Here is a 13,068-nt window from a genome sequence, read left to right on the forward strand (position 1 = left end):
CCGAACCCACCCACCCCGAACCAGCACCACCGTTCTGATCTGCAACCAACCGCCACCGCGACGTACGCGGACCAAACCCCGCACATCGATCATGCGCAGGAAGCGGCCCTCACTGAAGCGTCCCGGGTTTGGTGCACACGGTTATGTGTGGTCGGCCGGTCGGCCGTTACGGGTTGATGCATAGTAGTTGGCTTCGTTCTCGGCCGGTGGTTGCCGGTCGAGGCGGTGCATGAGTCGGCTGGTGTTGTACCAGTGCACCCAGTCCGCGGTAATCCGCTCGAGGTCGGCGGGGCTGCGCAGCGGGCCGCGCCGGAACGGGGAGTCGTCCCGGATGCATTCGTTGTACTGCGAGCCGGCATCGGAGTGGTGAATTGTGTTGCCCTGCAAGGGATTCCTAGTCTGGCGCGTAACGCTGCGGCCTGGCGGATCGTGGACTCCACGAACCTGGTCTGCTTGGACATCGAGCACTCCCAGCCGACGATCCGGTGCCGGGACGCGCAAACTGCCGATCGACCAGGTCAGGTGCCCGCGCCGCAGACGGGTCCGGCACGGTGGTGCGCACCGTGGTGACCCGACGGACACCCTCCCACTCGTTGTGGCGCATCAGCCGCTCCACGGTGCAGCGCCCCCACCGGGACGCCCTCGCGCTGCAGGTAGGCCCACATCTTCAGTGACCCGTACAACGATTCCGGGTTCTTCCTCCCGTGCTCGTCGGGCTCGTGTAGCCGGCTAGCACCTCGATGATCGCGGTGTCCCACAGCGTCCGCTTCGACGGCGGACGCGAGACGTGGGCGTAGTAGGTTCTCGGAGCGATCTTAACGAGTCTCCGGGTTCATCCCGAGCCGCCAGCCACGGTCTTGATCGCTCGTGCTCCGAGGCATAGTCGCCTGCGTGGTCACAGACCAAACGGATCGCCTTGGCCCTGGTCTCGGGGTCATCCTTCTTCGGCATGGCGGCCACCTTCCCAATCAAGAAGGTGCGCACCAAACCCGGGATGGTTCGTCCTTCACCAAGCTCCCGCTCCAGGTCACGCACCATCCCCACCGCACGAACCTTCAACTCTGCCGGGTACTTCCTCGCCGCTGCCATGCCCTTGATCCTTCCCAGAACCAACGGCCTCCAAGATCACCAGGGTGGTCCATTTACCGGTCGCACCCCTCGGGTCCGGACACCGATCCCACTCACATGATCTTCACGGACTCGATCATCTAGGTGATGTCCCGGCGGACCGTGGTCGTCAGCGCGGTAAAGGCCAGCACGGCGGCGTAGCCGGTGAGGACCAGTGCGGCGCCCCACTGCGGAAGGAGGGCGCCGGCGGTGGTGGGCATGTAGTCCAGCGCCATGCCGGCGCGGTTGGGCAGCCAGCGACCGAGGTCGCCGAGCAGGTTGGCCACCGTGGTCTCCACCAGCGCGATCCAGACCAGGGCGACGGCGATCGCGCCGGTGAGGTTGCGCACCAGGGCGCCGAGGCACACACCGATCGCGGCATAGGCGGCGTTGATGGCCACGATGCCGACGATGATGCGCCAGGCCTGCGCCTCGGCCAGGTCGAGCGTGCCGCTCTTCGCGGCCGTCCAGATCGCGGTGGTGACCAGTCCGGTGACCGCGCTGACCACGCCGAGCGCCGCGCCGACCGCGAGGTGGGCGGCGAGCTTGGCGGTGACCACCCGGGTCCGGGTGGGGGTGTCCAAGTAGGTGTCGGTGATGCTGCGGTGCCTGTGCTCCCCGGCGACCGCGGTGACGCCGAGGATCAGGCTGAGGAGGGCTGAGGCGATACCGGCGTGGGAGAGTAGGCTGCGCACACCCTCCGCGGTGTCCAGGTCCGCGCCGGCGGCGGCCAGTCCGGACACGCCGGCGACGATGACGGCCTGCTGGACGGCCACGAGAAGCCATGGGCTACGGATGGTGCGCAGCTTGGTCCATTCGTTGACGATGAGCGTGGTCACGCGTGCTCCTTCACCGTGCGCCGGTCGGGGTGGTGGGGTCGGTACGGGTCAGGTCGAGGAACGTCGCCTCCAGCGACGTGCTGGTCTCGGTCAGCGCGGCGAGCACGATCCGCTCGTCCACGGCCACGCGGCCGATGTCCTCCGCGGTGGCGCCGCGGACCTGCAGGGTGGCGGTTCCGGTGGCGGACGCGTCGATGCCGCGCTCGGCGAGCGTGCGGCGCAGGCGCCGCGCCGCGTCCGTGTCACTGGTGCGGACCGAGACCAGCCCCTCGCCCAACGCCGCCAGTGGGCCGGCGAACCGGAGCCGCCCGTGGTTGATGATCACGGCGTGGTCCGCGATCTGGGCGACCTCGCTGAGCACGTGGCTGGAGATCAGGATCGTGCGACCGGCATCGGCGAGCTCCCGCAGCAGGTCGCGCAGCCAGGCCATCCCCTCGGGGTCGAGGCCGTTGGCCGGCTCGTCGAGGATGAGTATCCGCGGGTCGCCCAGCAGGGCGGCCGCCAGGCTGAGGCGTTGGCGCATGCCCAGCGAGTAGCCGCCCACCCTGCGGTCCGCGTCGGCGGTCAGGCCCACCTGGTCGAGCACCTCGTCCACGCGTGCGTCGGGAACACCGGTGACGGCGGCGTGCACGCGGATCTCGTCTCGGCCTCGTCTCCCGGGATGGAAGCCGGTCGAGTCCAGTACCGCGCCCACGGTGCGGCGTGGCGCGGTGAGGTCGGCGTAGCGCCGACCGTCGATCAGCGCCTCGCCGTCAGTGGGGTGCACCAGTCCCAGCAGCATCCGCAGGGTCGTGGTCTTGCCGGCGCCGTTCGGGCCGAGGAACCCGGTCACCCGGCCCGGCGGAACGTCGAAGGTCAGGTCCTCGACGGCCGTCGTCTGCCCGAACCTCTTGGTGAGCCCACGAAACGCCACCATGGTCATCGCGCTTGTCCTTTCGATCTCGCTCGGGGATGGTCGTGCGCGGTCGTCGCTCGACGTTCGCCTCCCGGTGCTGGTGCCGGCGCCGATCGGCAGGGTGAGGCGGATGCGCAGGCCCCTGGGGGTCGCCGCGACGGCGGTGGCGCCGCCGCCGTGGCCGGCCGCGACCTCGGCGACGATGGCGAGGCCGAGACCGGACCCGGTGCCGGTGTGGTGGCCGTCGACCCGGTGGAAGCGGTCGAACAGCCGGGGCAGCTCATGCCCCGGCACGCCGGGGCCGTCGTCGCCGACCTCGATGACGACCTCGTCGGCGCCGTCCCGGCGGGCGGTGAGGGTGCCGGTCGTGCCGGTCGGGGTGTGCGTGCGGATGTTGGCGAGCAGGTTGTCCACGGCGCGGCGCAGCAGGTCCTGGTCACCGTGGACGGTGAGCCCGGGTTGGATCTCGCCGGCCCAGCTCCGGTCGGGGTCCGTGGTGCAGCCGTCGCGCAGGCTGTCGGCGAGCAGCGCGCTCAGGTCGACCGTGTCGGTCCGGGCACGGGGCTCCTGGTCGAGGCGGGCGAGCCGCAGCATGTCGTCCACGAGGGTGCTCATCCGCTGCGCGCTGACCCGGATGCGTCGCATGGCCTCGTCGACCTGGGGCCGGCTGGCGAGGGCGCCTTGTTCGTAGAGCTCCGCGTTGGCGCGCAACGAGGTCAGCGGGGTGCGCAGTTCGTGGCTCGCGTCGGCGAAGAACCGGCGCATCCGCTCCTGCCCGACCTGTTGCTCCCGGACCGAGGCGTGGATGCGGGTGAGCATCCGGTTGAGCGCGCGGCCGAGCCGGCCGACCTCGGTGTCCGGGGTCTGCGGCGCGACCGGCCGGGTGAGGTCGCCCGCGGTGATCCGGTCGGCCTGCGACGCCATGGCTTCCAGCGGCCGCAGGCCGCGCCGGACCACCGCCAGCCCGCCGGCGGCGAGGACGGCCATCGCCATGATCGTGGCGACGGCCAGGATGGCCTGCAGCTTGTGGATCGCGTCGGTGACCGAACGCAGGTTGACCGCGATGACAAGGGTTCCCGCCTCGGTGGCCACCGCGCGCAGCCGGAACGCGGCGGCGCCGTCGGTGCCGGGCACGGTACGGATGTCTCCGGACCGGGCGAGCTCGCCGAGGTCGGCCGGTAGCCGCGGGGACACTTCGGGCGGGGCGCCGATGCGGACGGTTCCCCGGTCGCTGGTGGCGACCACCAGGTAGTAGTCGTTCGGGGCCACGCCGGGCAGCATCGGCGGAGGCTGCCGGCCGTCGGCCGCGTGGACCAGCTCGGTGGCCCGGCCCTCGTGGGTGGCCGCGACCTGGTCGAGGATCCCGTCGATGCGCCGGGTCTGCGACTCGCGCAGCGCGGCCACCGTGGCCACGTCGAACGCGACGATCACCGCGACCGCGACCAGAAGCAGGCCCAGGAGCAGGCGGGTGCGCAGCGTCGCCGGTCTGCGCGGCCTCATGACGCGTCCGGCTGCCGCAGGCCGAACCCGACGCCGCGTTCGGTGTGGATCAGGTCCGGGCCGAACGCGCCGAGCTTGCGGCGCAGGTAGCTGATGTAGGTGCCGACCACGGTGCTGGAGCCGTCGAAGTCGTAGCTCCACACGTGCCGCAGCAGCTGCTCGCGGGTCAGCACCCGGCCCGGGTTGAGCATCAGGTAGCGCAGCAGGCGGAACTCGGTGCGGGACAAGGAGACCAGGTGCCCGGCCCGGTGAACCTCGTAGTTGTCCTGGTTCAGCTCGAGGTCGGCGAACCGCAAGGTCGCCCCGTTGCCCTCCGGCCTGGTCCGGCGCAGCACCGCGCGGACCCGGGCCGCCAGCTCCTCCAGCCCGAACGGTTTGGTGACGTAGTCGTCGGCGCCCAGGCCGAGCCCGGTGACGGCGTCGCGCTGGGTGTCCTTCGCGGTCAGGAAGATCACCGGGACCGCAGAGCCCTCCTCCCGGAGCCGGCGCACGATGGCGAAGCCGTCCACATCGGGCAACAACACGTCCAACACGATCAGGTCCGGCTCGGACTCACGCGCCCGCAGCAGCGCTGCCCGCCCCGTGGCGGCCGTGTCGACCTCGAACCCGAGGAACCGCAACGAGGCGGCGACCGCGTCGAGGATGAACGGCTCGTCGTCCACGACCAGCAACCGCTGCTGAGCAGCCGGACCAGCCATCGCAATCCCTCCACTCGCCGGGAGACGATCACACCACCCCGACCGGGCGCCCGGAGCGACCAGCGACGGACTCACACGAAACTCGCACACTCCGGGGACGTCGCTCCCATGGTCCTCCCGGGCCTCTCGCCACAGCCGCGCACACATCTGGGCGGAATCTGGGCGAGATCTGGGCGGGCGCGGTTCTCCTCCGGCCAGTACCCGCACCTCACCGAGATCGCCGTCGAGCACGTCCTGCAACCGGGCTACGACTACGGCAGCGAGTTCGAGTTCGGCCTCGACCTGATCCTCGACGGCCTCGAAAGGGCCCGGGACGCGGCCTGAGCTCGGACGAGGAGTGTTTCGATGACCCAGTACCTGCTGTCCGTACCCGGTACCTGCTGTCCGTACCCGGTGGCCCCGACGGTGGCCCCGACAGTGGCCCCGACGGTGGCGCGCGGGCGGCCGACCCGACGGCGCAGGATCAGTTCCAGCTCCCGGGCGCCGGCGATGTCCACGTTGCCGTCGTCGTCGGCGGCGCGCTGCGCGGGCAGCGGCTCCTGCGCCGTGCCGCGGAGGGCTCCATGATGCGTGGTGCGGTGGCGTAAGGCCGTCGGCGGTCTACCGGTGGTCGTCCGTCGGAATGGTGCGGGCGAGGTCGTGGGCGGGGACGGGGCGACCGAGGTGGTAGCCCTGGGCCTGGTCGCACCCGAGCCGGCGCAGGATGTCCAGGTGGTGGGGGTGCTCGACGCCTTCGGCGACCACGGTGAGGTCGACGGCGTGGGCCATCGCGATGATGCTGGTGACGATGGCCTCGGCGTCGTCGGAGCGGCCGAGTCCCGCGGTGAAGGTCTGGTCGATCTTGAGCGTGTCGAGGGGGAGGGTCAGCAGCTGGGCGAGTGAGGAGTATCCGGTGCCGAAGTCGTCGATCGCCAGGCGGGCGCCCAGCTCTCGCAGCGCGGCGAGGGTGCGTGCGGCGGTGGCCGGGTCGCGCATGAGCGCGCTCTCGGTGATCTCCAGGCACAAGGCGCCCGGCGGCAGTCCGGTCGCGAGTACCGCGTCCCGCACGTCGGGCACGAGCTGGGGGTCGTCGAGCTGGCGCGCGGACAGGTTCACCGTGAGCTGCAGATCGGGGTGCTGAACGCGCAGGCCGATGATCTCCTCGGTCGCGGTGCGGAGCATGTGCGCGCCGATGATGTTGATCAGGTCGCTCTCCTCGGCGAGCGGGATGAACTCGCCGGGGGAGATGAGCCCGTAGCGAGGATGCGCCCAGCGCAGCAGACCTTCGACGGCCGTGGTCCGGTCGGTGCGCAGGTCGACGATGGGCTGGTAGGCCAGCCACAGCTGACCGTCCCGCGGGGCCTCGCGCAGGTCCTGTTCCAGTTGCAGCCTGCGCAGGCTGCGCTCGCGCAGGTCGATGTCGAAGAACGCGTGCCGCCCGCGGCCCTGCGTCTTGGCCTGGTACATCGCGAGGTCCGCGTCGCGGAGCAGGTCCTCGCCCTCCCGGGCGTCGTCCGGGTCGGCGATCACGATGCCGAGGCTCGCGTCGATGTGCAGGTTCCGGCCCTCGACCGCGACCGGCCGGTTCAGCTCGGTGCGAATGTGTTCGGCCAGGCCCCGCGCCTCGTCGGGGCCGTCGATGTCGTGTGCGATGACCGCGAACTCGTCGCCGCCGAGCCTGCCGACGACGTCGCCCCGGCGGGTGCTCCCACGCAGCCGCGCGCCGATGACCTTCAGCACCTTGTCGCCGACGTTGTGGCCGAGCGAGTCGTTGATGACCTTGAACTTGTCCAGGTCGATGAACAGGATCGCGGTCGATCCCGAGCGCCGGGCGCGAGCGGCCGGGCTGAGCCGGTCGATGGCCACGGTGCGGTTGACCAGTCCGGTCAGGGCGTCGTGGGTGGCCTCGTGCTCCCGCCGCCCCTCGATCATCCGACGCTCGGTGATGTCGGTCATCGAGACGACCACGGCCGCCGGCAGGTCGCCGTCGGGGTTGAGCGCCCGGCAGCTCATCGACAGCCAGACGCGGCTCCCGTCCGGCCGGGCCACGCAGACGGTCCGCCCGTTGCGTGGTTGCCCGGTGCGCCGCGTGTGGACCGTCGGGTAGTTCGACAGCGGTATGCGCGCGCCGGTCTCGTCGTAGAGCTCGGCCAGGGTGGACGGCTCGCCGAGCGCCTCCTCCGCGCGGATTCCGAGGATGCGCTCCGCCGCGGGGTTGACCGACTCGACCCGCCCGGTCGCCCCGATCACGATGACGCCCTCCTCGATGGCCGCGACCACCGTGGTGAAGTGCTGCTCGGCGCGCCTGCGGGCGGTCTCGTCGGCGCAGATGAGCACGTAGCCGTCGTCCATCCGGGCCACCGACACGCGGACCGCGAGCGCACCGCCGGCGGAGTTCCGGTGCTCCGCCTGGATCACGCCGCCCGCGTCGAGGATGGCGGCGGGATCCAGGGGCGCGCCGACCACCTGGTGGATCGGCTGCCCGATCGCGTCGGTCGCGTGGTGGCCGTACACGGTCTCCGCGCTCGGGTTCCAGCTGGTCACCACCCCCTGGGCGGTCGTCGCGACGAGCGCGTCGCTCACGTGGGCGACCAGCGCGGCCTGGTAGTGCAGCGCGGCCGCGGCCGCCTTCTGGGCGGTCACGTCGCGCATGATCACCTGGTACGCCGGTCGCCCCTCCCAGGTGGTGCGCACGGAGATCGCCTCGGTGTCGACGGTGCCGCCGTCGAACTGCACGAGCACGGCGTCGGCCGACTCGCTCGTCGCGCCGGGCTCGGCCAGGTCCGATATGCGGCGCAGCATGGACGGGACCGAGTCGGGATGGACGAAGTCCACGATGGGCCGGCCCAGGATCTCGCTCGTGGACCCGGCCCGCACGAACCTGAGCGCCGCCGGGTTCGCGTACACGATTCGGCCGGCCTCGTGCACGACGATCGCGTCGGGGGTCAGGTCGACCAGTAGTCGGTACCGGTCGGCCAGGTCGGTCAACGCCTGCCGCTGGTCGTGCCGGCTGCTCACATCGGTCGCGATGCCGACCAGGCTCCGCCGGTCGGGATGCGCGGAGACGCGAGCCCGGAACTGGATCCAGCGCACGTTCCCACCCGAGTTCGCGCACGGCTGTTCCAACTCGAAGCCCTGCCACACGGGAGCCGACCTCGCGGCGATCGTCAGCGGGGAGACGAGCTCGGTCAGCCGGGCCCGCACGAGCCGCTCCTCGGCGCCGGCCATGCCCATCATGTCGTCCAGGCCCGGCATCCAGGTGATGCTCTCGGTGGAGAAGTCGAACCACCACACGACGGCGGACCCGGCCGACAGAGCCAGCTCGACCACCAGCTCGTGGTCGGCCTTGGTGTCGCCCATGAGCCCGTAGAAGTCAGGGCGTCCAGGCCCCATGTTCTGTCCAATCCGTCGTGGAGTGGCCATTGTGGAGTTTTACCGCGTCGTCTCGAACCCAACCACCCTAGACTTGCGGCGCCCGGTGGCTTCGGCTGCCGCGGTCTTCGGGCGAAGTGTGTCCCATGCATGATCCACCACGGAACACTCCGTTGTGGAAGGCCTCGAGAAACGGCTCGGGAATGCGACGGTGTCCCGCTCCGTGCCGCGTTACCATTGATGTGTCGGCGTTGGCAAGGTCGCCGAGGCGGTGTGTCGACGTGGCGTCCTGCGGTGCATATCGGCCCTCGAGTTGAGAGGGAACAGGGATGGCTACGCAACAAGTGGGAATCTGCGGAATCGGCGTCGTCAGCGGGTACGGGTGGGGCCGCGAACCGTTGTGGGACGGGCTCGTGTCCGGCAAACCGGCCGCCAGGGCGATGTCGGGGCTCGGGTCGGCACCCGGTGACACCGTGTGGGCGGCGCGGGTGCCGGACGGGGGAGATCCGGAGGACGGCGCGACCCGGTTCGCCAGAGCCATGCGCGCCGCCGCGCGGGAGGCGATCCAGGACGCCGGCACCCGTGGCTGGAATCCCGGTAGGCGGGTCGGCCTGCTGCATGCGGTCGTCCTCGGTGAGGTGGATCTGTGGCGGGATTTCTACACCACCCGGGACGGGCGGCTCTCGGTGCGTGAGTATCTGGCGCTGATGCCGTCCACGCCGATGTCCACGCTCATGCAGGAATACGGATTCCACGGTCCGGCGATGACCGTCTCGGCAATGTGCGCGTCCGGCAACGCCGGCCTTATCACCGCGAAGTCGTGGTTGGACGCGGGCATCGTCGACGACGTCGTTTTCGTGGCGACGGACCTGTCGCTCACCCCGGAGAACGTCTCGCATTTCGTCCGGCTCGGCGTCGCGATCATCGATGCCGAGCCGCTCGAGGCGTGCCGACCGTTCCAGCAGGGCAGCAGGGGCTTCATCATGGGCGAGGCATCGGTGTCCTTCGTGCTGTCCGCCCGCGCCGACCGGCCGTACGCCTACACCCTCGGCGGCGCGATGTCGCACGACGCGCACCACGTCACGTCGATCGACCCGGAGCTCACCCAGGTCATCAACTGCATCCAGGACGCCCTGGCCAACACCGGGGTGCCGGCCTCGGAGGTGCGCTACATCAACGCCCACGGACCCGGCACCCAGCAGTGCGACCGTGCCGAGGCCGTGATGTTGGAGCGCCTGTTTCCGGCGCACACCAACATCTACTCGGTCAAGCCGTTGACCGGACACTGCCAAGGCGCGGCCTCCGCCGTCGAGGTGGCGGTGACCGCGCTGGGCTATGACCGAGGGCTGGTTCCGGCGCCGCCGACCGTGGCCCCCGGACACCCACAGCTGCTCAACGGTCCCACGCCGATCACCGGCGGCATCACCGTCAAGTCCTCGCTCGGCATGGGCGGCCACAACTCCGCCGTCGTGCTGGCCCCACCCGCCTGAGCCGTCCACCCCGACCCGCGAGTCCCCCACTCACGACCTGCGAGTCCCCGGTCCGGAAACGGGGACTCGCGGGTTCGGAACGTTGGACTCGGAGGTCCTGAGCGTTGGACTCGCGGGTTCTGGGGGTTGGACTCGCGGAGTTAGTGGGTCAGGGCGGGCTCGGCGGCGGAGGTCGGCTCGGCGGCCGGGGTCGGCTCGGCGTCGGCCGGGCGGGTGTTGCGCAGCGCGATCATGCCGACCACCGCGAAGGCGACCACGATGACCGCGCCGATGGTGGCGACCGTGTGCAGTCCGCTGGTGAACGCTTCCCTGGCCGAGGTGAGCAGGTTCGCGGCGAGCTGGTCGCCGAGGCCGTGCGCGGCGTTGACCGCGCCGGCCAGGCTCTCGGTCGCCTCGGTCGCGGCGCCGGCGGGGAGCTGGTCGGGGACGGTCAGGTCGCCGCGGTAGACGGCCGTGCCGACGCTGCCGAACACGGCGATCCCCATCGCGATCCCGAACTCGCCGCAGGTCTCCGACATCGCCGAGGCCGCGCCGGCCTTGCGGGCGGGTACCGAGCCGACCACCATCTCGGTGCACAGCACGCCCTGCGGGCCCATCCCGAACGCGGCCACCGACATGCCGAGCACCACCAGCACGAGCCCGTTGCCGGTCCCGTCGCCGGTCCCATTGCCACTGTCGATCCGGGCGAACAGCAGGATCCCCACCGCGGCGACGAGCATGCCGAAGCCGAGCACGAACTCCGGCCGGATCCGCCGGGCCAGCCGCGGCGCGATGAGCGACCCGATCACCACGGCACCTGCCTGCGGCACCAGCGCGAGCCCCGCCTGGGCCGCCGACAGACCCTCGACCAGCTGCAGGTACTGGCTGACCAGAAGGAAGACGCCGCCCATGGTGACCGCGCCGACGACCGTGATGCTCAGCGCCGCGCTGAACGTCCGGTTGCGGAACAGGCTCAGGTCGAGCATCGGGTGGGCCAGCCGCCGCTGGCGCCGCACGAACACCGTGCCGAGGCCCAGCCCGGCCGCCAGCGCGAGGGCGGTGCGCGGGTCGGGGCCGTTCTTGGCGATCTCCTTCAGTGCGAAGACGACCGGAAGGATCGTGCCGAGCGAGAGCACCACGCTTGCCAGGTCCAGCCGGCCGGCGTGCTCGTCGCGGTACTCGGGCAGCAGCTTGGGCGCGGTGGCGAGCAGGAGCACCATGACCGGCACGGCCATCAGGAACACCGCACCCCACCAGGCGACGTCCAGGAGCAGGCCGCCGACGACCGGCCCGAGCACCATCCCGCCCATGAAGCAGCTCATCCACACGGCGATCGCGGTGCCGCGCTGCTTGGGGTTCTGGAACATGTTGCTGATCAGCGCCAGCGTCGAGGGCATCAGGGTCGCCCCGGCGATCCCCAGCAGGGCCCGGGCCCCGATGAGCATGGCCGGGCTCGTCGCGAACGCCGCTCCGATCGACGCCAGGCCGAACGCGGCGCCGCCGATCATCAGCAGCTTCCTGCGGCCGATCCGGTCGCCCAGCGTCCCCATCGTGACCAGGAACCCGGCGATCATGAACCCGTAGATGTCGATGATCCAGAGCAGCTCGGAGCTGCTCGGCCGCAGGTCGGCCGCGAGGTGCGGCACCGCGAGGTGGAGCACGCTCATGTCCACCGACAACAGCAGTGTCGGCAGCGCCAACACCGCCAGCCCGACCCACTCGCGCCGGCCGGCCACTGCCTTCGTCTCCACCGTCATGACCCGTCCCCGTGTCTCGATCATCGCTTGTCACCAACACGTCGAACCGGCTCGGCGCATTTCGACATCGACCACGAGAGACTTTCGAGACCGGCTACCTTGACGGGCATGGTCATGAGCACGGAGCGTGGTCAGGAGTCCGCCTGGAGTCGGTGGGCGCGGCCGGGGCCCACGGCTGTGCAGCAGCTGAGGGACGTGTGGCTCGGGCTCGCGGTGCTTGCCGGGGCGATGGTCGTCACCGTGCTCGTCAACAGCATGGGCGCCTTCTACTTCGCGGACGCTCCCACGCTGGGGGAGCAGTTCGCCTGGACCGCGGCGATGACCGCGCCGCTCGTGGTGCGCAGCCGGTTCCCGCTCGCCGTGCTGGTCGCCGTCGGCGTGTTGTTCATCGTCGCGCAGGCACGGCAGATCGGGGACAACCTCGTCCCGTCCATCGCGCTGTTCCTCGCGATCTACACCGTCGGCGCCTGGGAGCGGAACCGGCCCATCGCCCGCTGGTCGCGCGTCGGCGTGATCGTCGCGATGTTCGGCTGGCTCGGCGTCAGCCTCGTGCGGGCCCTCGTCGAGCCGAGCCCGGAGTTCGCGGGCGCCGCCGGCCCGCTGGACCCGCTGCTCGCGGCCGTCGTCTACAACATCGGGTTCAACCTGCTGTTCTTCCTCTCCGCGTACTTCTTCGGCAACATGGCCTGGCTGTCGGCACGCCGGCAGGCCCAGCTGGAGCGGAACGCCGAGGAGCTGCGCCGCTCGCAGGAGCAGAACACCCGCGGCGCGGTCGTCGCCGAGCGGGTGCGCATCGCGCGCGACCTGCACGACGTCGTCGCCCACCACGTGTCCGTGATGGGTGTGCAGGCGGGCGCGGCCCGGCGGGTGCTCGACAAGGACCGGGGCGGCAGGGACAAGGACACCCGCCCGCGAGGCGCTGCGCGCTGTTCTCGGGCGAGGCGCAGGCGTGGGAGGCGCTGGTGTCACTCGGCCTGCTGGCCGGCGCGGTGGTGCTGGTGGTGCTGCTGTCCAGCCGGCTGTACTCCGGGTCGCTGCTGCGGACCGGCGGCAAGGTCGCGCTGTCCGCGGCCTGGGGCCGCGACGACTAGTCAGTTGGTTCCAAGGGGTCAGCGATCGTTTGATCGTGACTCCGTGGGGGCGTGAGGGAGACGGTGCGCCGGTTGGACCTGTCGTGGTGCGCACCCAGTTCGTCGAGTTGGGCCGGGGCATATCAGCAGCAGCGTTCTGCAGTATCGCCCTGCAGTCGGGTTGGCGCTGCGCACACGCCAGGACGGCGTGGGCCCGGCGACGGGTTCCTGTGGGCGAAGTCCACAGTGGAGTACTGTCCGGCGCATCAGATCACCACTGACACCAGAGCCGTGATGCGTCAGGGCCGCCGTCGCAGAAACGATCCCCGTGACGCCGTTCCACATCAGAACGGTGGTGCTGGTTCGGGGTGGGTGGGTTCGG

The 13,068-nt window shown here is 71.0% G+C and carries 8 protein-coding genes and 1 pseudogene; 3 read left to right on the forward strand and 6 right to left on the reverse strand.

The window, feature by feature from the left end; all coding sequences use genetic code 11:
• Positions 1 to 141: 141 nt before the first annotated feature.
• The 4 genes and pseudogenes from GEV28_RS38980 to GEV28_RS38995 all read right to left on the reverse strand — a co-directional run bounded on the left by GEV28_RS38980 (position 142) and on the right by GEV28_RS38995 (position 5,039).
• Positions 142 to 951 (reverse strand): annotated as a pseudogene (locus GEV28_RS38980) (IS3 family transposase).
• Positions 952 to 1,208: 257 nt separating this feature from the next.
• Positions 1,209 to 1,946, reverse strand: a complete 738-nt coding sequence (locus tag GEV28_RS38985) for an ABC transporter permease subunit (RefSeq protein ID WP_291418845.1) — start codon at positions 1,944 to 1,946, stop codon at positions 1,209 to 1,211.
• Positions 1,947 to 1,956: 10 nt separating this feature from the next.
• On the reverse strand, positions 1,957 to 4,341 hold the full coding sequence (locus GEV28_RS38990; protein WP_291418847.1) for an ATP-binding cassette domain-containing protein: 2,385 nt from the start codon (positions 4,339 to 4,341) through the stop codon (positions 1,957 to 1,959).
• On the reverse strand, positions 4,338 to 5,039 hold the full coding sequence (locus GEV28_RS38995; RefSeq protein WP_291418849.1) for a response regulator transcription factor: 702 nt from the start codon (positions 5,037 to 5,039) through the stop codon (positions 4,338 to 4,340). The genes GEV28_RS38990 and GEV28_RS38995 overlap by 4 nt, the downstream gene beginning before the upstream one ends.
• 108 nt (positions 5,040 to 5,147) lie before the next feature.
• Between GEV28_RS38995 and GEV28_RS39000 the strand changes: the two genes are divergently transcribed.
• A complete protein-coding gene (locus GEV28_RS39000; protein WP_291418851.1) occupies positions 5,148 to 5,363 on the forward strand; it encodes a TetR/AcrR family transcriptional regulator C-terminal domain-containing protein in 216 nt (71 codons plus the stop codon).
• 276 nt (positions 5,364 to 5,639) lie between these two features.
• Here the strand turns inward: GEV28_RS39000 and GEV28_RS39005 are convergent, their stop codons facing one another.
• A complete protein-coding gene (locus GEV28_RS39005) occupies positions 5,640 to 8,411 on the reverse strand; it encodes an EAL domain-containing protein (protein ID WP_291418853.1) in 2,772 nt (923 codons plus the stop codon).
• 308 nt (positions 8,412 to 8,719) lie between these two features.
• Between GEV28_RS39005 and GEV28_RS39010 the strand changes: the two genes are divergently transcribed.
• Positions 8,720 to 9,880, forward strand: a complete 1,161-nt coding sequence (locus GEV28_RS39010; protein ID WP_291418856.1) for a beta-ketoacyl synthase N-terminal-like domain-containing protein — start codon at positions 8,720 to 8,722, stop codon at positions 9,878 to 9,880.
• A gap of 140 nt (positions 9,881 to 10,020) precedes the next feature.
• On the opposite strand, the gene GEV28_RS39015 is transcribed toward GEV28_RS39010, so the two are convergent.
• Positions 10,021 to 11,616, reverse strand: coding sequence for an MFS transporter (locus GEV28_RS39015; protein ID WP_291418858.1), 1,596 nt, complete (start codon positions 11,614 to 11,616; stop codon positions 10,021 to 10,023).
• A 108-nt stretch (positions 11,617 to 11,724) separates the two neighbouring features.
• Between GEV28_RS39015 and GEV28_RS39020 the strand changes: the two genes are divergently transcribed.
• Complete coding sequence (locus GEV28_RS39020; RefSeq protein ID WP_367115279.1) at positions 11,725 to 12,762, forward strand: histidine kinase; 1,038 nt, start codon at positions 11,725 to 11,727, stop codon at positions 12,760 to 12,762.
• The last annotated feature ends 306 nt before the right edge of the window (positions 12,763 to 13,068 follow it).

This window comes from Actinophytocola sp., assembly GCF_009379765.1.
Classification (GTDB): domain Bacteria; phylum Actinomycetota; class Actinomycetes; order Mycobacteriales; family Pseudonocardiaceae; genus Actinophytocola.

What these genes read in the sequence shown, in the direction of transcription:
- GEV28_RS39015 (WP_291418858.1), bottom strand. Translation starts at nt 11,616, where the DNA reads ATGACGGTGGAGACGAAGGCAGTGGCCGGCCGGCGCGAGTGGGTCGGG.
- GEV28_RS39000 (WP_291418851.1), top strand. Translation starts at nt 5,148, where the DNA reads ATGGTCCTCCCGGGCCTCTCGCCACAGCCGCGCACACATCTGGGCGGA.
- GEV28_RS39020 (WP_367115279.1), top strand. Translation starts at nt 11,725, where the DNA reads ATGGTCATGAGCACGGAGCGTGGTCAGGAGTCCGCCTGGAGTCGGTGG.
- GEV28_RS39010 (WP_291418856.1), top strand. Translation starts at nt 8,720, where the DNA reads ATGGCTACGCAACAAGTGGGAATCTGCGGAATCGGCGTCGTCAGCGGG.
- GEV28_RS38995 (WP_291418849.1), bottom strand. Translation starts at nt 5,039, where the DNA reads ATGGCTGGTCCGGCTGCTCAGCAGCGGTTGCTGGTCGTGGACGACGAG.
- GEV28_RS38990 (WP_291418847.1), bottom strand. Translation starts at nt 4,341, where the DNA reads ATGAGGCCGCGCAGACCGGCGACGCTGCGCACCCGCCTGCTCCTGGGC.
- GEV28_RS39005 (WP_291418853.1), bottom strand. Translation starts at nt 8,411, where the DNA reads ATGGGGCCTGGACGCCCTGACTTCTACGGGCTCATGGGCGACACCAAG.